Genomic DNA, 24,295 nt, shown 5'->3' with positions numbered 1-24,295 from the left:
CGCGGCTGCGCGGACGCCCGGCGCGCTCAGCGCCGGACGAGCCGGTCGATCACCCGGCGGCCGACCCGGCGCACCCGCCGCCGGACCGGGGCGGGCAGCGGCTCGGTGAGCCGGGTGAGCGTGCTCGGCGGCCGCTGGGCCGCGAGCTCGGCCCGCACCTTCCGCGCCGTCTTGGCGCGAGCCCGGTCGACCCGCGAGCTGGCCATGTCGGCCACGATCGCCGCCGAGTCGCGGTAGAGCCGGCTGTAGCGCTCGGACAGCTCGTCGAAGGCGGCTTCCGCGTCCGCGTCGCGACCGTGGACGGCGATCCGCAGGCAGGCCTCCCAGACCTCGTCGGCGATCACCTGCAGGCTCTCGGGGCAGTCGAGGTCGTCCCAGGTCGTCGTCACCCGGTGCAGCTGGGGGCTGATGAAGTCGTCGACCGGGTGCCGGGCGTCCCACGGGTCGGGCCGCGCGGGGAAGGCCAGTCCGAGCTCGGTCTCGATCTTGGCCGCGACCGGCCGCCAGGCGCTGATCAGGTCGTCGTAGAGCACGAACGACCGCGGTTGCTCGCGGGTCTCGCGCTCGTTCAGCAGGCTGACGTGCACCCAGCCGGCCACCTTGGCCACGGCGTACTCCCGGGCCTGCAGCTCGCGCGTCTCGGTGCTGTAGTAGGTCGTCCGGCTGCCGACCACCTCGGCCGGGTGGCGCAGCGTGGTCAGGTACTTCACCTGGTAGCCGTGCTTCCCGGCGGTCGTCGTCCAGAGGTCGTGGAACCAGATCGAGCGCGGGTCCTTGACCGCCACCAGCGAGTGCTGCCCGGCGGCCGGAGCGAACCAGGCGTCGAGCTTCCCGGCCGCCTCGCCGTCGGCGAGCACCTTGGCCACCCGCAGCTCCGCGCGCGGGTCGCCGTCGAACTCGTAGGTGTAGGCGCGTTCCAGCAGCTTGCGCTGGAAGTCGACCACCCACCGGGTCTCGTAGAAGCCCCGCTCGTTCGTGCTGTTCGCCCCGACCAGCGGGCCCGGGACGTGCACGCCGAGCATGCTGAGCATGCCGGTGAGTGCGCTGGTCCCGCTGCGACCGGGTCCGGTCACGAGCACGAGATCACGGTCAGTCGGACCGGGCACGGTAGATCTCCTCGACGGGGGAGGGTGGACGACGGGTGGCGGGACGGCGACGTTGAGAACCCGCTGAGGGATTCTGACAGCCGAAACTGTGCATCCGCTCGCCGGGGGCTTCTCCTACGCTGTGGACCGTGAGCCTGGCCGTCCGCGTGATCCCCTGCCTGGACGTCCACGACGGTCGGGTGGTCAAGGGGGTCAACTTCGAGAACCTCCGGGACGCGGGGGATCCGGTCGAGCTCGGAGGGCTCTACGACGCCGAGGGTGCCGACGAGCTGACCTTCCTCGACATCTCCGCCTCCGTGGAGGGACGCGCCACCACGCTCGACGTGGTGCGGCGGACCGCCGAGACCGTCTTCATCCCGCTCACCGTCGGGGGCGGGATCGGCAGCGTCGCCGACGTCGACACGATGCTGCGCGCCGGCGCCGACAAGGTCGCGGTCAACACCGCGGCCATCCACCGGCCCGAGCTGATCGGCGAGATCACCCGTCGGTTCGGCAACCAGGTGCTCGTCCTCAGCGTCGACGCGCGGCGGGAGCCCGACCAGCCGTCCGGGTACGGGGTGACGACGCACGGCGGTCGCAAGTCCGCCGGGCTCGACGCCCTCGAGTGGGCCCGGCGCGGGGTCGACCTCGGCGTGGGGGAGATCCTGCTCAACTCGATGGATGCCGACGGCACCACCGGCGGGTTCGACCTCGAGATGATCGCCGACGTCCGCGCGGTCGTCGACGTACCGCTGATCGCCTCGGGTGGTGCCGGGCGCGCCGAGGACTTCCCGCCCGCGGTGGCGGCCGGAGCCGACGCCGTGCTCGCGGCGACGATCTTCCACTGGCGGACCGTCTCGGTGGCCGAGGTCAAGCAGGCGCTGGCCGCGGCCGGCTACGCCGTCCGCTGACCTGATCCGTCCGCCCGAGGTCGGTCCCGCGACGCCCTTGCGCCGATCCTGAGGTCGGTAGCCGAACCTCGGGGTTTCTTTCGGGTCTCCGGACTACGGTCCGAACCGTCTCCTGATGTGTTGAATCTTGAATTGTTCTTGTCAGCAGGACCCCCCAAGAACAGCCGTCAGGAGCCCCCCGACATGTCGAACACCACCCGCACGAACACGAACGCCAAGAGCACGACCGTGAAGAAGATCGTCGCCTTCACCGCGATCCTCCGCCGCCCTGGTCGTCTCCGGTCTCGCCGTCGCGCAGGCCTCCTACTCGGCCTACTCCGCGACCACGGTCAACCCGACCTCGAACTGGACCTCCGGCACCGTCGCGCTGTCCGACGACGACGCCAACACCGCCCTGTTCACCGCCTCCAACCTCAAGCCCGGTGCGACCGGCAGCCAGTGCATCACCGTCACCTCCACCGGCAGCCTCGCCTCCACGGTCAAGCTGTACGGCACCGGCTACGCCTCGACGAATGACCTGGCGTCCCAGATCAGCCTGACCGTGGTCCAGGGCAGCGGCGGCTCGTTCGGCACCTGCGCGAACTTCACCGCTTCGGCCACCAACCCGACGCTGTACTCGGGCAGCCTGGCCGGCTTCGGCACCGGGCCGACGGCGAAGACCAGTTTCGCCACCGGGGTGGGGGACTGGGCGCCGACCGGGACCGGGTCGGAGTCCCGGACGTTCAAGATCAGCTACAGCCTGGCCAGCAACGCGCCGAACTCCAGCCAGGGCGGCACCGCGGCGCTCGGGTTCACCTGGGAAGCCCAGAACAGCTGAGCCCACCGGCTCACCACCGACTCCGGGCATCCGGCGGCTCCACAGGGGGAGGCCGCCGGACGCCCGGCCCAGCGGGCCCTGACCATCTCGGGGGAGATCAGGCTGCCCGCCGACCCACCCAGGGGGCGCACGGCTCGAACCGTCCAGCAGCGCGGCGGTTCGGGCCGTTCGTGCGTTCCGGGCCGCGGCGGGGTCAGCTGACCCCCGGCGGCGCTAGCTTTCGCCTACCGGTCGGGGGACCGGCAGCCACGGTCGGGCGGGGGCCCGCCACCACACCCCGTCGAGAGGCGTCCTCCACCATGCCCCTGTCCACCCCCACCTCCCGCTCGCGCCGCATCGCGACCGCCGCGGTCGGCGCCACCGGAGCCACCGCGCTGGTGCTCGGCGCGGTCGCGCTCGCCGTCCCGGCGACCACGGCGTCCGCGGCGCCGTCCCGGTCCTCCGCGGTCACCGCCGCCAGCTGCACCGACGGCTCCGGCACCACCTGGAAGCTCAAGGCCACCTGGGCCGGCGCCTACCGGGCCAAGGCCAAGCACGGCAGCACGTCCAAGATCAAGATCGTCTCGCTCCGCTGGACCACGCCGAAGCGCGGGACGATCGCCACCTCGGTCAGCGTCGCGGTCACCGACGGGAACGGCAACGCCGTCGGCACCACCCGGCACCGCGGCAAGAGCAACTACCAGCACGGCCGCGCCGCGCTGCAGCTCAACCCGGTCGACCCGCCGGCGGACAACGCCCCGGCGACGATCACCGTCACCATCGGCCGCACCGGCGCGACCCCGTGCGCGGTGACCTTCACCCAGCCGATGCCCAAGCTCAAGACGCACGGCCACGGCAAGCCGACCAGTGCGCCCAGCGCCGGTTCGGACGACACCCCGTCCGCCTCCAGCAGCCCGAGCGACGACAGCGGCGCCGACCAGGGCTGACCCACGCGGCCCGGAGTTCTGCCGTGCACTGAGCTCGTCGACGTGCGTTCTGCGCTTCGACGGGCTCAGCGCGCGTTGCCCGTGCGCTTCGACGGGCTCAGGGTGCGTTCTGGGGGTTGTGCCGTGCACTGAGCTTGTCGAAGTGCCTTCTGCGCTTCGACAGGCTCAGCGCACGTCCTCGCGCGCCGGGCGGCTCAGAGCGCGGACCAGTCGAGCACCCGGCCGGAGAGGGTGGCGAGCCGGGCGAGCAGGGTCAACCGGGCAGCCCGGACGGCGGGGTCGGGGTCCATCACCAGCACCGCGTCGAAGAAGGCGTCGACCACCGGGGGCAGCCCCTTGGCCGCGTCGACGAACGCGGCGACCGTCGCGGGCTCGGTCCCGAGGTTCTGCTCGAGCTCGGAGACCGCGCGGGCCAGCGCCAGCTCCTCGGCCCCCGACAGTGCGGCGGGGGCCACCTCGTCCGCACCGGCCCCGGGCAGGATCCGGCTGACCCGCTGCACGGTGGCGACCAGGGTCTGCACCTGCTCCTCGTCGATCCGGCGCTCCAGCTCGGCCAGGTCGGCCTCCGCCTCGGCCGGGCGGTCGGCCTTGACCAGCGCCGCCTGGACCAGCCGGTGGTCGTGGCCGGCGTCGAGCAGCTGCAGCTCGAACCGCCGCTGCGCCAGCGCGACCGCGTCGGTGACCAGCGTCCCCGGCAGCTCGAGCCCCTGGGCGGCCAGCCGTTCGGCGGCCGCCGCCACGCCGTCGGTCAGCGACAGCCCGGACAGCGCTGGCGTCCCGCGGAGCACGTTGACCACGCCGATCGCCGCCCGGCGCACCCCGAACGGGTCCGACGACCCGGTCGGCACGTTGCCGATCGCCATCATCCCGGTGAGCAGGTCGAGCCGGTCGGCGAGCGACAGCACCGCGCCCGGCACGGTGGCCGGCAGCGCACCGCCGCCGGAGCGCGGCAGCTCCATCTCGGTCAGCGCCACCGCCACCGCCTCGGGCTCACCGGCCCGGCGGGCGTACTCACCGGCCATCACCCCGGCCAGGCTGGACAGCTCGACGACCATCTGGGTGGTCAGGTCGAACTTGGCCAGCGCCCCGGTGCGGGACACGGTGGCCCGGTCGTCGCCCTCGAGCCCGATCCGGTCGGCGATCACCTGGGCCAGCGCGTCGATCCGCCGGGCCCGGTCGGCCATCGACCCGAGCCGGGTCTCGAAAGCCAGCGTGTCCAGCCGCCCGTGGAACTCCTCGGGGCTGGTCTGCTGGTCGGCGCCGAAGAAGAACGCGGCGTCCTCGTAGCGGGCCCGCAGCACCGCCTCGTTACCGGCCCGGACCAGGTCGACGTCGCAGTCGCCGTTGGCCACGGTGACGAACCGGGGCAGCAGCCGGCCCTCGCCGTCGGTCACCGCCAGATACCGCTGGTGCTTGCGCATCACGGTGGTCAGCACCGCGGCCGGCAGGCTCATGTAGCGGTCCTCGAACGACCCGAGCAGCGCCCGCGGCGCCTCGACCAGGTCGGTGATCTCCTCGACCAGCTCGGCCTGGGCCTCGACGTCGACCCGAGCGCCCGGCGTCCCCGCCTCGGCGGCCAGCGCGGTGGCCTGCTCGACGACGAGCGCCCGGCGGGCGTCGCGGTCGGCGACGACGCCGTGCTCGCGGAGCAGGTCGAGATAGCCGTCGGCCCGGTCCACGGTGATCTCGGGCTCGGCGGCGGTCCGCAGCACCCGGGTGGTGGTGCCGGAGGCGAGCGCGGAGACCGCGACCGGGAGCGGCCGGTCCCCGAGCAGCGCGAGCAGCCAGCGGATCGGCCGCGAGAAGCTGAGGTTCGGGTCGGCCCAGCGCATGTTCTTGTCCGAGCGGAGCTCGGCCACCACCTCGGCGAACGCCGCGCTGAGCACCTGGGCGGCGCTCCGGCCGGGCACCGCCTTGGTGATCCCGACGTAGGCGGTGCCGTCGACCTCGACCGTCTCCAGGGCCGACGGGTCGACGCCCTGACCGCGGCTGAAGCCCTGCGCGGCCTTGGTCGGGTTGCCGTCGGCGTCGAAGGCGGCCGCCCGCTTCGGGCCGCGCTTGAACTCGGTGGCGTCGGGCTCGGCCGGGCCCACCTCGGCCACGGTGAGCACCAGCCGCCGCGGCGTCCCGTCCACCCGGACCGCGCCGTGCGGCAGCCGGGTGGCCGCCAGCTTGGCCTCGAGGTTCGCCCGGGCCGCCTCGCCGACCCCGACCACGTCGGACCAGGGCAGCTCCTCGAGGCCGATCTCGAAGAGTGCGGTGGCCGGGGCGTCGATGGTCGGCAGCGCCTCCGGCGCCGGCTGCGGGGCGGCGGGGAGCGGCTCGACCAGTCCCAGCGGGTGGCCCTGCGCCTCCCGCCGGGCCCGCCACAGCTCGGCGGCGTCGCGGGTCAGGTTGCGCATCGTCTTGAACGACACCGCGCGCTCGGTGGTGCTGATCGCCCCGCGGGCGTCGAGCACGTTGAACGCGTGGCTCGCCTTGAGCACGTAGGTGTAGGCGGGCACCGGCAGCTCGAGGTCGAGCATCCGCTGCGCCTCGGCCGCGTACGCGCTGAACAGCTGCTGGTTGGTGCCGATGTCGGCGTCGTCGAGGTAGTAGCGGCTCATCTCGTACTCGGACTGGCCGAACACCTCGCCGTAGCTGATCGGCTGCCCGTCCGGGCCGCTGGCGTAGCGGATGTCCATCACGTGCTGGACGCCCTGCAGGGCCATCAGGATCCGCTCGAGCCCGTAGGTGATCTCCACCGACACCGGCCGCAGCACCTGGCCGCCGGCCTGCTGGAAGTAGGTGAACTGGGTGATCTCCATCCCGTCCAGCCAGACCTCCCAGCCGAGCCCCCAGGCGCCGAGCGCGGGGGAGGCCCAGTTGTCCTCGACGAACCGGACGTCGTGGGCGTCGAGGTCGATCCCGATCGTCCGCAGGCTGTCGAGGTAGAGCTCCTGCGGGTTGCCCGGGTCGGGCTTGAGGATCACCTGGAACTGGGTGTGGGTCTGCAGCCGGTTCGGGTTCTCGCCGTACCGGGCGTCGTCGGGCCGGACGCTCGGCTCGACGTAGCCGACGCGCCACGGCTCGGGGCCGAGCACCCGCAGCGCGGTCGCCGGGTTCCCGGTGCCGGCGCCGACCTCGGTGTTGAACGGCTGCACCACCAGGCAGCCGCGTTCGGTCCAGTACCGCTGCAGCGCGAGGATCGCGTCCTGCATGGTCAGGGCTGACGTCGGTGCGGTCGTGCTCACGGGTTCTCTTCCCCTCAGTCCGGCTCGGTGCGGCGCGCGGGCGCCGACAGAACATCTTGCCTCATCGCTGAGCGTCGCTTTGCTCCCGAGCCGCGGCCGGGGGAAGCTGTGTCCGAACCGCCGCCCGGGACGTGCGCAGGCGGGGGACGGCGACGAAGGGGAGTGAGCCGACGGTGCCGCAGGACCAGACCGACTGCATCTTCTGCCGGATCGTGGCCGGTGAGCTGCCGTCGCGGCAGGTGCACGCCGACGAGCACGCGGTGGCCTTCCTCGACCTCGCGCCCTTCCACCGCGGCCACACGCTGGTGGTGCCGCGCCGGCACGTCGCCGACCTCAGGGCCGGCGGGCTGCCCGAGATCGCGCCGGCCGTCGAGCACGTCGCCCGGCTGCTGACCGAGCGGCTCGGCGCCGAGGGGCTCAACGCGTTCAGCTCGGCCGGGGCGGTGGCCGGGCAGGAGGTCTTCCACCTGCACGTCCACTTGGTCCCGCGTTATGCCGACAGCCCAGGGCTGCGCGGGCTGTTCAGTGGCAAGCACGGGGCCGACGCGGCCGAGCTCGACGCGGTGCACGCCCAGCTGACCGGGCAGGGGGCCGCATGACCACCGCCGTCCGTCCGCGTCCGACCGCAACCCCGGCTCCGCTGACCCGCGGCCAGCTGGCCGCCCGGGCCGCGCTCGAGCTGCTGCCGGCCTATCTGGTCGGGCTGGTGCTGCTGCCGCGGATCATCTCCGGCGGTCGGTACTCGCCCTACGTCCCGGCCACCATCGACCTGCAGGTCTACGTCTACGCGGTGCACGACCTGCTGGCCGGCAAGGACATCTTCCAGACCGTCACCCCGGGCTGGCACCTCTACTTCATCTACCCGCCGATCGCCGCCATCCTGATGGTGCCGCTGGCCTTCGGGCCCTACGTGATGTGGCAGCTGATCTGGGCGGCCGGGCTGCTCTGGGCCCAGTGGTCGGTGCTCAAGCGCTGCGGGGTCCCGCGCGGGCTGCCGATGACGCTGCTGATGGTCGCGGTCCTGGTGGCGGTCGAGCCGATCCGCACCACCCTCGGCTACGGCCAGGTGAACACCTTCCTGATGGCCTTCGTGGTGATCGACCTGCTGCCCGACCCGGAGGACCGGCCCGACCTGCCCGGCGGTGGCCGGCGCCGGATCCCGCGCGGCATCCTGATCGGGCTGGCCGCCTCGATCAAGCTCACGCCGGCGCTGTTCGTGGTCTTCCTGCTGCTGCTCGGCCGGCGCCGGGCGGCGCTGTGGGGGATCGCCTCGTTCTGCTTCTTCACCGGCGTCGGCGCGGTCCTCCAGCCGCACCAGACCGTCGACTTCGCCAAGAGCCTGCTCGGCGGCAACACCCACACCGCCTCACCGCTCTACGTCGGCAACCAGTCGCTGCTCGGGGTGTTCTTCCGGCTGGTCGGCAAGGGCACCTCCACCACCCTGATCGGGCTGCCGATCGCCGGCGTGGTCGCGCTGCTCGCCGCGATCGTCGCCGCCTACTGGTGGCGTCGCGGGGCCAAGGTCTTCGCCGTCGGTCTGGTCGGGCTGGCCACCAACCTGGCCTCGCCGCTGTCCTGGACCCACCACTTCGTCTGGATCCTGCCGCTCGGGATCGCCGTGGTCGGCCAGCTCGCGCAGCGCCGGTGGCCGGCCAGCCCGGACCGACCCGGCGTCCGGCTGCCCGTCTGGACGACGCTGGCCTGCGGCGTCTGGGTGGTCTGGGTCTGCGTCTGCCTGCCGCTGGCCCGGCTGCCCTACGGCAACAACGTCGAGCTGACCTACGACTTCGGGCAGGAGGTGATCGCCAACTTCGGGCCGGTGCTCGGGGCGGTGATCATCGTCGCGCTGGCCGTCCAGCTGCTCCGAGGTCGGTCGCGTCCGACCGCCGCGGTCCGAACCACCCCGGAAGTCGCGTCCCGACCGTCCTAGAGTGACGCCCATGACCGTCACCGACCAGGGCGCGTCGAGCGCCGACCCGACCACCACCGGATCCGCCGGGAGCACCCCGGACATCAAACCCCGCTCCCGGGTGGTCACCGACGGTCTGGAGGCGACCGCGGCCCGCGGCATGCTCCGCGCGGTCGGGATGGACGACGACGACTTCGCCAAGCCGCAGATCGGCGTCGCGTCCAGCTGGAACGAGATCACCCCGTGCAACCTGAGCCTCGACCGGTTGGCCAAGGCGGTCAAGGACGGCGTCCACGCGGCCGGCGGCTACCCGCTCGAGTTCGGCACCATCAGCGTCTCCGACGGCATCTCGATGGGCCACGAGGGCATGCACTACTCGCTGGTCAGCCGTGAGGTGATCGCCGACTCGGTGGAGACGGTGATGTCGGCCGAGCGGCTCGACGGCAGCGTGCTGCTGGCCGGCTGCGACAAGTCGCTGCCCGGGATGCTGATGGCCGCGGCCCGGCTCGACCTGGCCTCGGTGTTCCTCTACGCCGGCTCGATCATGCCCGGCAAGGTCGGCGACAAGGACGTCACGATCATCGACGCCTTCGAGGCGGTCGGCGCCTGCATGGCCGGGCTGATCACCCGCGAGGAGGTCACCGCGGTCGAGAAGGCGATCTGCCCCGGTGAGGGCGCCTGCGGCGGCATGTACACCGCCAACACGATGGCCAGCGCGGCGGAGGCGCTGGGGATGAGCCTGCCCGGCTCAGCCGCCCCGCCCGCCGTCGACCGGCGTCGCGACGGGTTCGCCCGGCGCAGCGGCGAGGCTGCGGTCAACATGCTGCGCCAGGGCATCACCGCCCGCCAGATCCTCACCAAGGAGGCCTTCGAGAACGCGATCGCCGTGGTGATGGCCTTCGGCGGCTCGACCAACGCGGTGCTGCACCTGCTGGCCATCGCCAACGAGGCCGAGGTCGAGCTGACCCTCGACGACTTCGTCCGGGTCGGCAAGAAGGTGCCGCACCTGGGCGACCTCAAGCCGTTCGGCCGCTACGTGATGTACGACGTCGACCGGGTCGGCGGGGTGCCGGTGGTGATGAAGGCGCTGCTCGACGCCGGGCTGATGCACGGCGACTGCCTGACCGTGACCGGCAAGACGATGGCCGAGAACCTGGCCGAGATCGCGCCGCCCGACCTGGACGGCAAGATCATCCGCTCGCTGCGCGAGCCGATCCACCCGACCGGCGGGATCACCATCCTGCACGGCTCGCTGGCCCCGGAGGGGGCCGTGGTCAAGAGCGCCGGGTTCGACACCGAGGTGGTCCGCGGGACCGCCCGGGTCTTCGACGGCGAGCGGGCCGCGATGGACGCGCTCGAGGCCGGGACGATCACCCACGGCGACGTCGTGGTGATCCGCTACGAGGGCCCGAAGGGCGGCCCGGGGATGCGCGAGATGCTCGCCATCACCGGCGCGATCAAGGGCGCCGGGCTGGGCAAGGACGTCATGCTGATCACCGACGGCCGGTTCTCCGGCGGCACCACCGGGCTGTGCGTCGGGCACATCGCGCCGGAGGCCACCGAGGGCGGCCCGATCGCCCTGCTCGAGGACGGCGACCGGATCGTGCTCGACGTGGCCGCCGGGACGCTCGACGTCGAGCTGCCCGAGGAGGAGCTGCAGCGGCGTCGCGAGACCTGGGTGCCCGTCCCGCGTCCGGTCCGCCGGGGCGTGCTGGCCAAGTACACCAAGCTGGTGAAGTCGGCCAACGTCGGCGCGGTCTGCAGCTGAGCCGGGTCCGGCGCGGCCCGCCGGGCTAGGTGCCGGCCAGGTACTGGTTGCGGACCGTGGTGGCGCTGAGCGCGGTCAGGTAGACCGCGGCGTCGTCGAGCGTGCCGGAGAAGTAGTTGCTGGTCGGGGTGTTGGTCCAGTTGGCCAGGTTGTCGTAGCCGATCCGCCAGTAGCCCGAGCTCGACGCCTGCTCGGCACTGGTGGTGCTCGGGTCGGCGGCCACCTGCACACCGTCGACGTAGAGCACCTGCCCGGCCGGGGACAGCGTGCCGACGGCCTGGTGCCACTTGCCGTCGTTCAGCCCGGTCGCCGAGCTGACCGTCCGGACCGCGCCGGGGTAGACGCCGAAGACGACCGCGCCGGCGTTGGTCAGGTAGAGGTGCCGGTCGTAGGTGCCGGAGAGCCCGGTCTGGCTGTTGCCCCAGCCGATCAGCTTGCCGCCCTTGGTCGTGGTCGTCTTGAACCAGATCGCCACCGTGAAGGTGTTCGGCGGCGCCGCGTTGTAGAGCGGCGAGCTGAGCGAACCGTTGCTGCCGTTGAAGCTCATCGCGTACCCGCTGTCCCGGGTGCAGGCCCGGGTCTGCTGGGTGGTCCGGCCGGTGCTGCTGTAGGTGCCGGTGCGGTTGTTGCCCGAGCTGTCGACCGCGCCGAGCACGCTGAGCAGCGTCTCGTCCATCCGGTAGTAGACCCAGGGCGAGGACGCGACCACCGCACTCGCACAGGTGAAGTAGGGCAGCGCGGCGAAGTCGGCGGAGGTGTCGGTGGTGTCGGAGAAGGCGGCGCCCGCGGGTACGCCGACCGCGGTCAGTAGGACCGCGGCGGCGGTGGTCGCCGTCACCGCGGCCGCCATCCGGCGGACCGGACGACCACCCGTGGGCGTCGGGTGCGGCGCCGGGTTGCGACGCTGCGCTTCCGCCGACGTGCGGTCGGCCCCGTCGCTGGCGTTGTCGGCCCCGTCGCCGTTGTCGGCCCCGTCGTCGTGGCCGTCGCGGGCCTCGTCGTCCGTCCGGCGGACGACCGGACGCCCGGCCAGGGCGATCAGCCCGATCAGGCCGGCGACGGTCAGCCCGAGCGGCAGCCAGTCGCCGGTACGGATCCACAGCACCGGCAGACCGAGGAACGGCACCCGCAGCGTGCCGACCCCGCGGACGGCGGCCGCGGTGATCGGGCTCGAGTCGTTCTGCGGGTTGGCGTCGCCCTTGGTGACGATCCGGCCCTCCGGGTCGACCGCCACGAACCGGTGCAGCCGGAGCCGGCCCGGGTGGTCGGGGTCGTCGAACAGCAGCACCGTGCCCAGGGTCGGAGCCCTGCCGTGCAGCGGCCGGGAGACCGCGACGTCCCCGACGTGCAACCGCGGCATCATCGAGCCGGTCATCACCGTGGTCGGGTGCCATCCGATCAGCGCCGGGACGGCCGCCCAGGCGGCCAGCGACAGCAGGGCGGCGAGCACCGCACGGGCCAGGGTGATCCCGAGCAGCTCGGGCCAGCCCGGCAGTCGTTCACCGGTGGCGGCGGCCGGGTGCTCGGCGGGATCGTGCTCGACGCGGTCGTGGTCGGTGCGGTCGTGGTCGGTGCGGTCGTGGTCGGTGCGGGCGTGGTCGGTGCGGGCGTCCGCCGTGACGGTGCCGGCGGGGGTCTCGGGGCTCTGGTCGGGCGGCATGATCAGCTGTTCTGGGCCTCCCAGGTGAACCCGACGCTCGCGGTGCCGCCCTGCGCCGAGTCGGGCGTGCCCGAGCTGATCACGTAGCCGAACTGGAAGGTCCGGCTCTCGCTGCCGGTGCCGGTCGGTGCCCAGCTGCCGAGCCCGGTCGCGAAGCCGGTGGCCGAGCCGGTCAGCGCGGCCAGCGTGCCCGCGTAGAGCGACGACCCGCTGCTCTGCGCGACGAAACCCGAGCACGAGCCGTAGGACCCGCCGCTGCCCTGGGTGATGGTCAGGTTGACGTAGCTCGCCAGCGCCTTGGTCGTCGAGGCGCCGCTGGTGTAGAGCTTCACCGTCGAGGGCAGGGTGCCGGTCGAGGTGACCGTGATGCACTGGGTGCCGGACGACCCCGGACGCAGGTTGGTCAGGCTGAACAGCGCACTGCCGGCATCGTCGTCGTTGAGCGCGACGGTGCCCACGGAGAACGAGTTGCCCGCATTGGAGACCTTGGCGCTGAAGGCGGAGTACGAGCCCTGGGCGACGACCAGACCGGCGACGACGAAGGCGACCGGCCAGACCACCCACCGGCTGTGGCGCAGCAGACGTCGGCTGGGGGGCACGGGGGGAGCTCCTGGGCTGGTCGCGGACGAAGGTCACGCCGCCCCCCGGTCGGCCCGATCAGGATAGCGGGCGCGCCGCCCGTCGTTCAGTCGAGCGCGCGGCTCACAGCGGGCGCTGGCCCGGCTTGATCGACAGCACCGGACACGGGGCGTCCATCAGCACCGCCTGCGCGGTGCTGCCGGTGAGGATCTTGCCCACCGGGCTGCGCCGCCGCATCCCGATCACCACCAGCCCGGCGCCGACCTCGGCCGCGGTCTCGACCACCGCCGCCGCGGCCGAGGTGGCGGCGGTCACCTGCCGGACCTCGTGCTCGATCCCCGCCTCGGTCAGCTCGGCGGTGATCGCGTCGAGGTCCTGGGCCGAGGCGAAGGACGGGTGGGCGTTGTCGCCGTTCTTGCCGGTGTTGACCACCACCAGCCGGTGGCCGCCGCTCTTGGCCAGCGCGATCGCCTGGTCGAGCGCCGCCGAGCCTTCGCGGGTCGGCAGGTAGCCGATCACGATGTCCATCGTCGTCCTCTCGCGGGTGGGGTGTTCGGTCCGGGACGGCTCAGCGCAGGGTCTGCTCGTCCTCGCGCAGCTGCCGGGCCCCGGTCATGAAGGCGACCGCGTCCTCGGGGGAGTGCGTCTTCGGGCTGATCACCCCGACCGCCCCGCCCAGCCGCTGGATGTGGATCCGGTCGGCGGTCTCGAACACGTTCGGCATGTTGTGGCTGATCAGGATCACCCCGAGCCCCTTGTCGCGCAGGTCGCGGACCAGCTTGAGCACCTGCCCGGTCTCGCGGACCCCGAGGGCCGCGGTCGGCTCGTCGAGGATGGCGACCTTGCTGCCGAACGCGCCGGTGCGGGCCACCGCGACCACCTGCCGCTGACCGCCGGAGAGCGTCTCGACGGCCTGGTCGATGTTCTGCAGGGTGGTGATGCCCAGGCTGCGGATGTGGTCCTGCGCGTGCTGGCGCATCGCCTTCTTGTCGAGCATCCGCAGCACTTTGCCGGCGAACCCGGGACGCCGGATCTCCCGGCCCAGGTAGAGGTTGCTGGCGATGTCGAGCGCGGGGGCGACGGCCAGGGTCTGGTAAACTGTCTCGATCCCGGCCGCACGGGCGTCCTGGGTGGTCTTGAAGTTGACCTCGCGGCCCTCGATCTTGATCGTGCCCTGGTCCGGCGTCATCGCCCCGGTCAGGCACTTGATCAGGGTCGACTTGCCGGCGCCGTTGTCGCCGATCACCGCCAGCACCTCGCCGGGGAACAACCGGATGTCGACGCCCCGCAGCCCGACCACGCGGCCGAACAGCTTGACCAGCCCGGTCGCCTCGAGCACCGGGGTCTGGCTGTCGGTGGGACGGGTCTCCACGCTCGCGGTGTCGGTCATGATTTCACCCTCCTGATCCACTGGTCCACCGAGACGGCGAGGATGACCAGGATGCCGGTGGCCAGCACCTGGTAGTTCGGGTCGACCCCGGCCAGCGCCAGGCCGCTGTTGAACACCTGGACGATCAGCGCCCCGATCAGGGTGCCGACCACGGCGCCGCGGCCGCCGAACAGGCTGGTGCCGCCGATCACCACGGCGGTGATGCTGAGCAGGTTGTAGTTGAGGCCGGCGTTCGGGTCGGCGCCGCCGACCCGGCCGCAGACGATCCAGGCGGCGATGCCGACGCAGAAGCCGGCGACCACGTAGGCGCTGAGCAGCACCCGGCGGGTCGAGATGCCGGCCATCGAGGCGGCCTCGCGGTCGTCACCGGTGGCGTAGAGGTGCCGTCCCCAGGCCGTGGTCCGGAGCGCGAAGCCGACCACCACGACCAGTAGGAGCATCAGGATCACGCCCCAGGTGATGCCGACGGAGCCGATCGAGATCGAGCTGCCGGTGACCAGCAGGAACGCGTTCGGGTCGAGGCTGATGGTCTGCCCCTGCGCGTAGAGCAGCGAGATCGCGGTGAAGATCGAGAACGTGCCCAGGGTGACGATGAACGGTGGCAGGTGGATCCGGGTGACCAGCAGGCCGTTCAGCAACCCGGTCAGCACCGCCACCGCGAGCCCGATCAGCAGCGCGATGAACCCGGGGACGCCACCGGCGTTGAGCTTGGCCATCACCAGCGACGACAGCACCATGGCGACGCCGATCGACAGGTCGACGCCGGCGGTCAGGATGATCAGCGTCTGCCCGACCGCGAGCGCCCCGACCACCGCCATCTGCTGCACCAGCAGCGAGAGCGCGCTCGGGGCCAGGAAGTTCGGGGCGACGATCCCGAAGACGATCATGGACACCACCAGCACGATCAGCGGGCTGAGCGCCGGGTTGCCGTGCAGGACGTGCTGGATGCGCTCGGCGGGACTGCTCCCGCGGCTGAGCAGGTCCTCGACCGAGGACGGACTCTCGCTCGTGGTCTGTGTCACGAGACCCTCCTGTGTTGGCGCGCCCGTGGTCGGGCCGGTCGGCGGTGGCGGGTGGACGGTGCCCGGTGCTGCGGGCGGTTCTGATCGAGCCGGTGATCGGGCCGGTGATCCTGCGGGCGGTGCCGGGTCACGAGTCGGAGCCCCAGCAGAGCTTCTTGGCGTCCGCCGGCGTCTGGCTCGTCACGCCCTGCTGCGGCGTGTTGGTGGCGAGCGCGGTCCCGGTGTCGAAGAACGACTTGCCGGCGCTGGTCTGCGGCGGGGCTCCGCCGCGGGCGACCTTGGCGATCGCCTGGATCCCGAGCTGGGCCATCTTGCCGGGGTACTGGGTGGAGTCGGCGGCGAAGATGCCCTGCTGCACCAGGTCGATGCCGTGGCAGCTGCCGTCGATGGTCACCACGATCGCCTGCTTGGCCTTGCCGGCGGCGACCAGCGCGTTGTAGCCGCCCTCGCCGGCGGGCTCGTTGATCGAGTAGACGACGTTGATGTTCGGGTTCGCGGCCAGGCACTGCTCCATGGCGGTGCGGCCGCCGTCGATCGCGCCCTGGGTGGGCCGGTGGCAGACGACCTGGTACTCGCCGCCCTTGCCCGCGGTGTAGCGGCCGGTCTTGGGCTCGAGACCGTTCTGGCTCTGGTCGCCAGGGTTGATCCCCATCCCGGTGAGGAAGCCGTGGTCGCGATTGGTGTCGACGGCGACCACCTGGTCGTTGTAGAGGTCGAGCATCGCGATCACCGCCTTGGCCCCGTTCAGCCGGGCTGCGGTGTAGGCGCCGATCGCCTTGCCGGCGGCGAAGTTGTCGGTGGCGAAGGTGATGTTGGCCGTGTCCGACGGGTCGAGCGGGGTGTCGAGCGCGATCACGAACAGCCCCGCCTTCTTGGCCTGTCGGAGCGCCGCGTTGATCGCGTTGCCGTTGCTGGTGATCAGGATGCCCTTGTCGCCGCGGGCGATGGCGGTGTAGATCTCGTTGATCTGGTTCTGGGTGTCGCCGTCCTGGGTGCCGGCGGCCACCGACAGCCGGATGTCCTCCTTGGCCGCCTCGGCGACCGCGGCCTGCTTCATCGCCACGAAGTAGGGGTTGGTCTGGGTCTTGAGGATCAGGCTGATCCCGATCCGCTTGTCCCCGTAGGAGCAGGCGGTCAGCACCGAGGCGACGAGCACGAGGGCCATGATCATCGGCAGCAGCCGCCCGGGCCGCGACCGGCCCCGCGTCGTCGACGCCGAACCCTTCCTCATGAGCGCTCCGATCACGTCGTCGTGGGCGGTCGGTGCTCGAGCCGCCCGGAGGCGGATCGCGGTCGCGACCTAGGACAGTCCTAGACCTGATGCCCCGGATCGTCAAGGACGCGCCCGACGCCCCCGCGGTCGGCGTGTCGGGCCCGTGACAAGCTGGGACGGTGGCGGCAGGTCATGATCAACAACGACCGGTGGTGCGGTTGCAGCCGCTGACCCGGGCCCGGGTGCGGACGCTCGGCGAGACCGGAGCGCGCTGGCAGCAGCAGCTCCCGGTCGCGCTCGACCGGCTCGCCGCCCGCTGGGGTGTGACTCCGGGCCGGGCGCTGCCCGGCGGCAGCGCGTCCTACGTCTGTGCGGCCGAGACCACCGACGGCCGACCGGCGGTGATCAAGATCGGGTTGCCGAGCGACCCGCTCGACGGTGAGGCGGCGCTGCTGCGCCGCGCCGACGGTCGCGGCTACTGCCGCCTGCTCGCGCACGCCCCGGAGGAGAACGCCGTGCTGCTCGAACGGCTCGGCGCGGCGCTGGGGACGAACCCCGGTGGAGAGCTGCGCGGCGTGGAGGAGCAGCTGCGGGTGCTGGCCGACACCCTGGCGCGGGCCTGGCTGGCCCCCGGTCCGGACGAGCCGCGTGCGGCCAAGGCGGCCGGGCTCGCCGAGCTGATCGGCACCAGCTGGCGGGCCGACGGCCCCTGCCCGGTGGCCGTGCGCGACGCCGCCCTGGCCGAGGCCGCCTGGCTGGACGCCCGTCCGGCGGACCGGCCGGTCGTGGTGCACGGCGATCCCCACCCGCACAACGCGCTCCGGGTGACCGAGCCGCGACCCGGAGCGGAGACCGGCTGGGTGTTCGTCGACCCCGACGGGTTCGTCGACGACCCCTGCTACGACCTCGGCGTGACGATCCGCGACCACAGCGCCCGGGTGCTGGCCGCCGACGACCCGCGCGCGCTGGTCGCGTCCTGGGCGGCGCTGCTGGCCGCCGAGACCGCACACGACGCCGACCGGATCCGCCGCTGGGCGTTCCTCGAGCGGGTCAGCACCGGGCTCTACGTCGCCTCCTTCGGCGCCGCCCGGGTGGCCGAGCCGTTCCTCGCCTCGGCCGCCCGGTTGCTCTGAGCCGCGACCCTTCGACAGGCTCAGGGAACGGGGGTGCTGGGCTGAGCTCGTCGAAGCGCTGGGCACTGGCCTCGCCCTTCGACAGGCTCAGGGCGCCGGAGTGCTGCGCTGAGCTCGTCGAAGCGCCGGGATCCGGCCCTGCCCTTTGACAGGCTCAGGGCGCCGGGGTGCTGCCCGGTCGGAGGATCCGGCCGCGGGGGTGGTCGCCGGCGTCGGTGCCGTGCAGCAGCGTCCGGCGGACCACGCCGTGGAGCGTCTTGCCGTGGTAGGGCGTCAGCGGGTTCTTGTGCAGCAGCCGGGCCTGGTCGACCACGAAGCTCTGCTCGGGGGCGAACACCACGAGGTCGGCTTCGGCGCCGACCCGGATCGCCCCCTTGGCCGGCAGCCCGACCCGGGTGGCCGGTCGGGCGGCCATCCAGTCCGTCACCTGCTCCAACGGCACGCCACGCCGCCGGGCCTCCGTCCACACGGCGGGCAGGGCGAGCTGGACCGAGGCGATCCCGCCCCAGGCCGTGCCGAAGTCGCCGCTGGCCAGCTGCTTGAGGTCGAGGGTGGAGGGCGAGTGGTCGGAGGCGATGTAGTCGATCGTCCCGTCGCGCAGAGCGTCCCAGAGGAGGTCGGCGTTGGCCTGTGCGCGGATCGGCGGGCAGCACTTGTACGCCGTCCCGCCGGCCGGCACCTCCTCGGCGTGCAGGGTGAGGTAGTGCGGGCAGGTCTCGACGCTGAGGTCCAGCCCGCGGTCTTTGGCCGCCCTGATCGTCGGCAGCGCGTCGGCGCTCGACAGGTGCAGCACGTGCACCCGGGCGCCGGTCCGCTCGGCCCGCTCGATCAGGTCGGCGATCGCCCGGTTCTCCGCGTCCGGCGGCCGCGAGGCCAGGAAGTCGGCATAGGCCGGGCCGGTGGGGTCCGGCGCGTGCTCGATCGTGGCGTGGTCCTCGGCGTGCACGATCATCAGCCCGCCGAACCCGGCCAGCGCGGTCAGCGAGGCCTCGAGCCCGTCGGGGTCGAGCGGCGGGAACTCGTCCACCCCCGACGGCAGCAGGAAGCACTTGAATCCGAAGACGCCGTGATCGTGCAGCTCGCGCAGGTGCGGCCGGTTGCCCGGCACCGCGCCACCCCAGAACCCGGTGTCGACGAAGAGCTGCGGGGCGGCGACGAGCTGCTTGTAGCGGAGCGCGGGCTCGGTGACCGTCGACGGGACCGAGTTGAGCGGCATGTCGATCACCGTGGTGACCCCGCCCGCCGCAGCGGCTCGGGTCGCGGTGGCGAAGCCCTCCCAGTCGGTCCGGCCGGGTTCGTTGATGTGCACGTGGGTGTCGACCACGCCCGGGATCAGCACTTCGTCCTCGGTCAACGTGATCATCCGGTCGCCGACCAGGCCCGCACCCAGCGGCTCGACGGCGGCGATCCGCCCGTCGATGACCCCGAGCTCGACGGCCGTGGCGGTGCCGTCGACGACCGCACGGCCGGCCCGCACCACCAGGTCGTACGACGGCGGTGCGGACATCCGCCACGACGGCTGGCCCGGTGCGCGCCGCTCGGCGCGGATCCGCTCGGCGTCGGGGTGCGCCGCGAGGTGCTCGCGGATCTGCTGCTCCACCCGGTCCGGACGGTTGACCGCGGCCAGCCCGCCGTCCGCCGCCGGCGACCCGGGGGTGGTCATCGAGTCCCCACGGTGGCGGCGATGCGGGCGCCGATGGTCTCGAGGATCGGCCCGGGTGCGGCGATGCAGCGGGCGACGTCCGGCTCGATCTCGGTCAGCGGGTGGACGGCGGCCAGTCCCGCGGCCGCGGCCTGCGCGGCGCTGAGCTCGTTCCGGCCGCAGACCGCGACCACCGGGACGCCGGCGCGGGCCGCCAGCCGCGCGACACCCACCGGGGCCTTGCCCCCGAGCGACTGCTCGTCGAGGCTGCCCTCCCCGGTGATCACCAGGTCGGCGCCGTCGACCAGGCCGGCCAGGTTGGTGAGCCCGAGCACCAGGTCGATCCCGGCCCGGGCCTCGGCGCCGAGCACCCCGAGCGCGGCGAACCCGACGCCGCCGGCGGCACCGGCTCCGGGGGTGTCGGCCGCGGCGGCGGCCTCCGGTCGCACCGCGGCCAACCGGTCCCGCCAACGGGCCAGCCCGGTCTCCAGGACGGCGACGTCGGCCGGGGACGCGCCCTTCTGGGGTGCGAAGACCGCGGCGGCGCCGCGCGGGCCGAGCAGCGGGTTGTCGACGTCGGAGGCGAGCAGGAAGCGGGTGCCGGGCACCCGCGGGTCGAGCCCGTCGAGGTCGACCCGGTCGAGCGCACCGAGCGCACCGCCGCCGTCGGGCAGCGCCCGGCCGTCCGCGTCGGCGAAGCGGACGCCGAGCGCCGCGAGCATCCCGGTCCCGCCGTCGGTGCAGGCACTGCCACCGAGGCCGAGCACGACCAGGCGGACGCCCGCGTCGAGCGCGGCGGCGACCAGCTCGCCGGTGCCGCGACTGGTGGCCCGCAACGCGTCCCGGCGGGGGCGTCCGCCGGCGTCGCGGGGGAGGGCGCCGAGACCGGAGGCGGTGGCCAGCTCGACCACCGCGGTGCGGACACCGGGGGCACCGAGTCCGTGACCGTCACCGACCGCGAAGGTGGCCGGCACCGGGTCGCCGAGCGGCCCGGTCACCGTGGCGGTGACCGGGGCGAACCCGGCCGCCAGGGCGGCGTCGACGGTGCCGTCGCCGCCGTCGGCCACCGGCACCCGGACCAGCTCGGCGTCGGGAGCGGCCGCGGCCAGCCCGCGGGCCAGGTGCTCGGCGACCCCCTCGGCGGTCAACGAGCCCTTGAACTTGTCCGGGGCGATCACGATCCGCACCGCCATGGCCGCCACAGCCTCCCGTCCGTCGGTCATCTCGGGTCGGGCGTCAGTCCATCACGGCGATCGCGGTGGGGGCGTCGAGCCCGGTGACCGCGAGATCCTCGAACTCGTTCACCGCGTCGAGTCCGGCGCTGCCCATCGAGATGTTGGTCACCCGTTCGAGGATCACCTCGACCAGCACCGGCACCCGGTAGGCCCGGGCCCACCCCTGGGCCCGCGCGAAGGCGGCCGGCAGCTCGTCGGGGCGCTGCACCCGGATCGCCTTGCAGCCCAGCCCCTCGGCCACCTTGAGGTGGTCGACGCCGTAGCCGATCCGGCCGAAGTCGTCGTCGGGGTCGGCGTTGACGTTGTCGAAGGCCAGCGAGACGTGGTAGTCCATCTCGAACCCGCGCTGGGACTGGCGGATCAGCCCCAGGTAGGAGTTGTTGACCACCACGTGCACGTAGGGGATGTGGTGCTGGGCGCCGACCGCCAGCTCCTCGATCAGGAACTGGAAGTCGTAGTCGCCGCTGAGCGCCACCACCGAGGTTTCGGGTCGGGCGGTCGCCACCCCGAGCGCGGCCGGCAGCGTCCAGCCCAGCGGGCCGGCCTGCCCGCAGTTGATCCAGTGCCGCGGCCCGTAGACGTGCAGCAGCTGGGCTCCGGCGATCTGGCTCAGCCCGATCGTCGACACGTAGACCACGTCGCGGCCGAACGCCCGGTTCATCTCCTCGTAGACCCGCTGGGGCTTGATCGGCACGTTGTCGAAGTGGGTCTTGCGCTGCAGCGTCGCCTTGCGGGCCTGGCACTCCTTGGCCCAGACACCGAAGTCGGGCAGGGCGAGCCGCTCCCGGCGGGCCCGGGCGGTGTGCAGCAGCGCGTCGAGCGCGTACCCGGCGTCGGAGACGATCCCGTAGTCGGGGGCGAACACCCGCCCGATCTGGGTCGGTTCGATGTCGATGTGGACGAACGTCCGGCCGCGTCGGTACACGTCGAGGGCGCCGGTGTGCCGGTTGGCCCAGCGGTTGCCGATCCCCAGCACGAAGTCCGACGCGAGCAGGGTCGCGTTGCCGTACCGGTGCGAGGTCTGGATCCCCACCATGCCGGCGTTGAGCGGGTGGTCGTCGGGGATCGTGCCCCAGCCCATCAGGGTCGGGATCACCGGGACGCCGAGCAGCTCGGCCAGCTCGACCAGCTTGGCGTCGGCGTCGGCGTTGATGATCCCGCCGCCGGCGATGATCACCGGACGCTCGGCACGGACCAGCAGGTCGAGCACCTTCTCGGCCTGGGCCGGGGTGGCGGCCGGCCGGGTCACCGGGAGCGGTTCGTAGGTGTCGATGTCGAACTCGATCTCGGTCTGCTGGACGTCGAGCGGCAGGTCGATCAGCACCGGGCCCGGCCGTCCCTCGCGCATCAGCCAGAAGGCCTTGGCGAACACCCCGGGCACCTGCGCGCCCTCCATCACCGTCACCGCCAGCTTGGTCACCGGACGGGCGATCGAGGCGATGTCGACGGCCTGGAAGTCCTCCTTGTCCAGTTTGGCCACGGGCGCCTGACCAGTGATGCAGAGGATCGGGACCGAGTCGGCCCAGGCCGAGTAGAGCCCGGTGATCATGTCGGTGCCGGCCGGGCCGGAGGTGCCGACGCAGATGCCGATGTTGCCGGCGGCGGCCCGGGTGTAGCCCTCGGCCATGTGCGAGGCCGCCTCGACGTGCCGGGCGAGGACGTGGGAGATCCCGCCGTGGGCGCGCATCGCGGAGTAGAACGGGTTGATCGCCGCACCCGGCAGCCCGAAGGCCTGGGTGGCGCCCTCCTTCTCCAGGATCAGCACTGCCGCGTCCACCGCGCGCATCCGGGTCATGATCGTCCTCCGTGGTTCTCCACGCCCGGCTCGTCGCGGTCCGTGGTGTCGAGTGGGTGCGCCGGGCTCAGCGCGGGGTGCGCCCGGACAGCTGCTGGATCAGCAGCATCAGGGCCGAGTGGTCGAGGTCGCCGTGCCCGAGGGCCCGGGTGGCGCCGACCAGCTGCGCGGTGAGCGCGCCGAGCGGGATCGCCACGCCGGCCTCGCGGGCCGCGGAGGTGACGATGCCCAGGTCCTTGTGGTGCAGGTCGATCCGGAAGCCGGGGGTGAACTCGCCGGCGACCATCGCGGTCGCCTTGCGATCGAGGATCCGGTTGCCGGCCAGGCCGCCGGCCAGCACCTGGATGGCCGCGTCGGTGTCCACGTCGTAGGCCTGCAGGAAGACCAGCGCCTCGGCGACCAGCCCGATGGTGCCGGCCACGATCAGCTGGTTGGCCGCCTTGACCGTCTGCCCGGAGCCGCTGGGGCCGACCAGGACGATCGTCTTGCCGACCGCCTCGAGCACCGGACGCACCTCGTCGAAGTCGGCCTGCTCGCCACCGACCATGATCGACAACGCGGCGTCGATGGCGCCCTGCTCGCCGCCCGACACCGGGGCGTCGAGGGCGCGCAGGCCGGCCGCCCGGGCCTGCTCGGCCAGCGCCACCGCGACGTCGGGTCGGATGGTCGAGGCGTCGACCCAGATCGCACCCGAACGGGCGTGGGCGATCAGCCCCTCGTCACCGGTGACCACGGCCTCGACGTCGGGGGAGTCGGGGAGCATGGTGATGATCACGTCGGCCTCGGCGACCGCCTCGGCGACACTGCCCGCACCGCGACCGCCCGCCTCGACCAGCCGCTCGACCTTCTGCGGGCTGCGGTTGTACCCGGTCACGGTGAAGCCGGCGCGGACCAGGTTGGCCGCCATCGGGCCGCCCATGATGCCGAGGCCGATCACCGCGACGGTCTGCTGCTCGCTCATCTGTCGTCTTCCTTCCGAGAGGTGGTGGGGAACGGACCTCAGCCTCGCTGCCCGCGGGGCAGCCAGGCGAACGGGTCCGGGTCGGCACTGGTGTACTCCAGCCCGATCCACCCGTGGTAACCCCCGGCCTCGGCGGCGGCGACCCAGTCGGCCAGCGGCAGCGTCCCGGTCCCCGGTGCGCCGCGGCCGGGGGCGTCGGCGATCTGGACGTGGGCGAAGTCGGCGGCGTGCGCGTCGATCACCGCCGCGACGTCGTCGCCGTTGACGGCCAGGTGGTAGAAGTCCGCCAGCAGCCCGATGGCCCCGGCCCCGGCGGCCCGCACCCGCTCGACCACGGCGAGGGCGTCGGCGGCGGTCAGCAACGGGAAGCCGGGCAGTCCGGACACCGGCTCCACCAGCACGGTGCCGCCGATCCGCTCGACCGCGCGGGCCGCGTGCGCCAGGTTCTCGGTGGCGGTCGCGTCGGCCTGCCCGCGGCTCTGCCCGTCCTGCTCGGGGCCGGTGGTGAGTCCGTGCAGGGCGTTGAACGCCCGGCACCCCAGCTGTTCGCCGATCCCGACCACCACGTCGACGTTGTCGTGCCACTCGCCCGTCCGGGTCGACCGGTTGAGGATGCCGCGCTCGCCGGCCGCCATGTCGCCGGCGAAGAAGTTCAGGCCGGTCAGCTGCACTTCCGCGTCGCGGATCGCCCGCACGAACCGGTCCACCTCGGCGTCCGCGGGCACCGCGGTGGGGAACGGCCACCAGAACTCGACCGCGCCGAAGCCCGCCTCCGCCGCCGCGGCGGGTCGGTCGAGCAGGGGCAGGTCGGTGAGGAGGATGGAGGCGTTCACGGTGTACCGGGTCATGCTCGCTGGCGTCCTATCTTCCGCATCGTGAAAGTGATCTCTTGCAATGCGGAAACAGTAGCCAGACGCCCGAGCCGACGTCAAGGACGGCGCGGACTCTCGTGACAGACTTCGTCCGGGATGCGGAAGAGCCGGTCCCGGTCGGCCCCGACCCGGCGTACCGAGAGG

21 protein-coding genes are annotated in these 24,295 nt (G+C 72.9%); 7 read left to right on the top strand and 14 right to left on the bottom strand.

The genetic code is table 11. The annotated features are described in order from the left end of the window. Positions 1-26 precede the first annotated feature (26 nt). Entirely contained in the window at positions 27-1,106 is a 1,080-nt protein-coding gene (locus tag FHX74_RS14245) for a sulfotransferase family protein (RefSeq protein WP_182560821.1), read from the bottom strand. A 128-nt stretch (positions 1,107-1,234) separates the two neighbouring features. Between FHX74_RS14245 and hisF the strand changes: the two genes are divergently transcribed. Next, a complete protein-coding gene (gene hisF, locus FHX74_RS14240) occupies positions 1,235-1,996 on the top strand; it encodes an imidazole glycerol phosphate synthase subunit HisF (protein ID WP_182560820.1) in 762 nt (253 codons plus the stop codon). 312 nt (positions 1,997-2,308) lie between these two features. Here hisF and FHX74_RS19875 read toward each other — a convergent pair whose 3' ends face one another. Next, positions 2,309-2,491: a hypothetical protein gene (locus FHX74_RS19875; protein WP_220483936.1), complete on the bottom strand. Its 183-nt coding sequence runs from the start codon at positions 2,489-2,491 to the stop codon at positions 2,309-2,311. 46 nt (positions 2,492-2,537) lie between these two features. On the opposite strand from FHX74_RS19875, the gene FHX74_RS19870 reads away from it, so the two are divergent. Together FHX74_RS19870 and FHX74_RS14230 are read left to right on the top strand one after the other, a co-directional pair. Beyond that, positions 2,538-2,813 carry a hypothetical protein gene (locus tag FHX74_RS19870; protein ID WP_220483935.1) on the top strand — a complete coding sequence of 92 codons (276 nt, stop codon included), beginning with the start codon at positions 2,538-2,540 and terminating at the stop codon, positions 2,811-2,813. A 299-nt stretch (positions 2,814-3,112) separates the two neighbouring features. Beyond that, on the top strand, positions 3,113-3,739 hold the full coding sequence (locus FHX74_RS14230; RefSeq protein WP_182560819.1) for a hypothetical protein: 627 nt from the start codon (positions 3,113-3,115) through the stop codon (positions 3,737-3,739). 194 nt (positions 3,740-3,933) lie between these two features. On the opposite strand, the gene FHX74_RS14225 is transcribed toward FHX74_RS14230, so the two are convergent. Beyond that, positions 3,934-6,972: a glycine--tRNA ligase gene (locus FHX74_RS14225; RefSeq protein ID WP_328823829.1), complete on the bottom strand. Its 3,039-nt coding sequence runs from the start codon at positions 6,970-6,972 to the stop codon at positions 3,934-3,936. 173 nt (positions 6,973-7,145) lie between these two features. On the opposite strand from FHX74_RS14225, the gene FHX74_RS14220 reads away from it, so the two are divergent. From FHX74_RS14220 to ilvD, 3 genes are read left to right on the top strand one after another with little or no spacing between them, the layout of a single operon-like run. Continuing rightward, complete coding sequence (locus tag FHX74_RS14220) at positions 7,146-7,571, top strand: HIT family protein (protein WP_182560818.1); 426 nt, start codon at positions 7,146-7,148, stop codon at positions 7,569-7,571. Beyond that, on the top strand, positions 7,568-8,902 hold the full coding sequence (locus FHX74_RS14215) for a glycosyltransferase 87 family protein (protein WP_182560817.1): 1,335 nt from the start codon (positions 7,568-7,570) through the stop codon (positions 8,900-8,902). Before FHX74_RS14220 ends, FHX74_RS14215 begins: the two co-directional genes overlap by 4 nt. A gap of 10 nt (positions 8,903-8,912) precedes the next feature. Then, entirely contained in the window at positions 8,913-10,649 is a 1,737-nt protein-coding gene (gene ilvD, locus FHX74_RS14210) for a dihydroxy-acid dehydratase (protein WP_182560816.1), read from the top strand. 25 nt (positions 10,650-10,674) lie between these two features. Here ilvD and FHX74_RS14205 read toward each other — a convergent pair whose 3' ends face one another. From FHX74_RS14205 to FHX74_RS14180, 6 genes are all read right to left on the bottom strand, one after another. Then, positions 10,675-12,309 carry a LamG-like jellyroll fold domain-containing protein gene (locus FHX74_RS14205; protein ID WP_182560815.1) on the bottom strand — a complete coding sequence of 545 codons (1,635 nt, stop codon included), beginning with the start codon at positions 12,307-12,309 and terminating at the stop codon, positions 10,675-10,677. 2 nt (positions 12,310-12,311) lie between these two features. Then, positions 12,312-12,908 (bottom strand): M73 family metallopeptidase, encoded by a 597-nt coding sequence (locus FHX74_RS14200; protein WP_182560814.1) that lies wholly within the window; start codon positions 12,906-12,908, stop codon positions 12,312-12,314. Positions 12,909-13,011: 103 nt separating this feature from the next. Then, positions 13,012-13,416 carry a universal stress protein gene (locus FHX74_RS14195; protein ID WP_182560813.1) on the bottom strand — a complete coding sequence of 135 codons (405 nt, stop codon included), beginning with the start codon at positions 13,414-13,416 and terminating at the stop codon, positions 13,012-13,014. Between the two features lie 40 nt (positions 13,417-13,456). After that, on the bottom strand, positions 13,457-14,278 hold the full coding sequence (locus FHX74_RS14190) for an ATP-binding cassette domain-containing protein (protein ID WP_182560812.1): 822 nt from the start codon (positions 14,276-14,278) through the stop codon (positions 13,457-13,459). Further along, positions 14,275-15,300 (bottom strand): ABC transporter permease, encoded by a 1,026-nt coding sequence (locus tag FHX74_RS14185; RefSeq protein WP_182560811.1) that lies wholly within the window; start codon positions 15,298-15,300, stop codon positions 14,275-14,277. The genes FHX74_RS14190 and FHX74_RS14185 overlap by 4 nt, the downstream gene beginning before the upstream one ends. 127 nt (positions 15,301-15,427) lie before the next feature. Then, a complete protein-coding gene (locus FHX74_RS14180; protein ID WP_220483934.1) occupies positions 15,428-16,471 on the bottom strand; it encodes a substrate-binding domain-containing protein in 1,044 nt (347 codons plus the stop codon). 251 nt (positions 16,472-16,722) lie between these two features. Here FHX74_RS14180 and FHX74_RS14175 point away from each other — a divergent pair, with 251 nt between their 5' ends. Further along, positions 16,723-17,646, top strand: coding sequence for an aminoglycoside phosphotransferase family protein (locus FHX74_RS14175; protein ID WP_182560809.1), 924 nt, complete (start codon positions 16,723-16,725; stop codon positions 17,644-17,646). Between the two features lie 154 nt (positions 17,647-17,800). Here the strand turns inward: FHX74_RS14175 and allB are convergent, their stop codons facing one another. The 5 genes from allB to FHX74_RS14150 all read right to left on the bottom strand — a co-directional run bounded on the left by allB (position 17,801) and on the right by FHX74_RS14150 (position 24,127). After that, positions 17,801-19,309, bottom strand: a complete 1,509-nt coding sequence (allB, locus tag FHX74_RS14170; protein WP_182560808.1) for an allantoinase AllB — start codon at positions 19,307-19,309, stop codon at positions 17,801-17,803. Next, a complete protein-coding gene (locus tag FHX74_RS14165) occupies positions 19,306-20,511 on the bottom strand; it encodes a glycerate kinase (RefSeq protein WP_235970693.1) in 1,206 nt (401 codons plus the stop codon). The genes allB and FHX74_RS14165 overlap by 4 nt, the downstream gene beginning before the upstream one ends. 13 nt (positions 20,512-20,524) lie before the next feature. Then, the gene (gene gcl / locus FHX74_RS14160; RefSeq protein ID WP_182560807.1) at positions 20,525-22,318 is read right to left on the bottom strand and encodes a glyoxylate carboligase; all 1,794 of its coding nucleotides are present in this window, start codon (positions 22,316-22,318) and stop codon (positions 20,525-20,527) included. Positions 22,319-22,385: 67 nt separating this feature from the next. Then, positions 22,386-23,279 carry a 2-hydroxy-3-oxopropionate reductase gene (locus FHX74_RS14155; RefSeq protein WP_182560806.1) on the bottom strand — a complete coding sequence of 298 codons (894 nt, stop codon included), beginning with the start codon at positions 23,277-23,279 and terminating at the stop codon, positions 22,386-22,388. Positions 23,280-23,317: 38 nt separating this feature from the next. Then, entirely contained in the window at positions 23,318-24,127 is an 810-nt protein-coding gene (locus FHX74_RS14150) for a hydroxypyruvate isomerase family protein (protein ID WP_182560805.1), read from the bottom strand. Between the last annotated feature and the right edge of the window lie 168 nt (positions 24,128-24,295).

This window comes from Microlunatus kandeliicorticis (genome assembly GCF_014137855.1).
Taxonomy (GTDB): domain Bacteria; phylum Actinomycetota; class Actinomycetes; order Propionibacteriales; family Propionibacteriaceae; genus Microlunatus; species Microlunatus kandeliicorticis.
This window is presented reverse-complemented; position numbering and strand designations above follow the sequence as displayed.

What these genes read in the sequence shown, in the direction of transcription:
- FHX74_RS14230 (WP_182560819.1), top strand. Translation starts at nt 3,113, where the DNA reads ATGCCCCTGTCCACCCCCACCTCCCGCTCGCGCCGCATCGCGACCGCC.
- FHX74_RS14215 (WP_182560817.1), top strand. Translation starts at nt 7,568, where the DNA reads ATGACCACCGCCGTCCGTCCGCGTCCGACCGCAACCCCGGCTCCGCTG.
- ilvD (WP_182560816.1), top strand. Translation starts at nt 8,913, where the DNA reads ATGACCGTCACCGACCAGGGCGCGTCGAGCGCCGACCCGACCACCACC.
- FHX74_RS14205 (WP_182560815.1), bottom strand. Translation starts at nt 12,309, where the DNA reads ATGCCGCCCGACCAGAGCCCCGAGACCCCCGCCGGCACCGTCACGGCG.
- FHX74_RS14195 (WP_182560813.1), bottom strand. Translation starts at nt 13,416, where the DNA reads ATGGACATCGTGATCGGCTACCTGCCGACCCGCGAAGGCTCGGCGGCG.
- FHX74_RS14190 (WP_182560812.1), bottom strand. Translation starts at nt 14,278, where the DNA reads ATGACCGACACCGCGAGCGTGGAGACCCGTCCCACCGACAGCCAGACC.
- FHX74_RS14180 (WP_220483934.1), bottom strand. Translation starts at nt 16,471, where the DNA reads ATGATCATGGCCCTCGTGCTCGTCGCCTCGGTGCTGACCGCCTGCTCC.
- allB (WP_182560808.1), bottom strand. Translation starts at nt 19,309, where the DNA reads ATGACCACCCCCGGGTCGCCGGCGGCGGACGGCGGGCTGGCCGCGGTC.
- FHX74_RS14165 (WP_235970693.1), bottom strand. Translation starts at nt 20,511, where the DNA reads ATGACCGACGGACGGGAGGCTGTGGCGGCCATGGCGGTGCGGATCGTG.
- gcl (WP_182560807.1), bottom strand. Translation starts at nt 22,318, where the DNA reads ATGACCCGGATGCGCGCGGTGGACGCGGCAGTGCTGATCCTGGAGAAG.
- FHX74_RS14155 (WP_182560806.1), bottom strand. Translation starts at nt 23,279, where the DNA reads ATGAGCGAGCAGCAGACCGTCGCGGTGATCGGCCTCGGCATCATGGGC.
- FHX74_RS14150 (WP_182560805.1), bottom strand. Translation starts at nt 24,127, where the DNA reads ATGACCCGGTACACCGTGAACGCCTCCATCCTCCTCACCGACCTGCCC.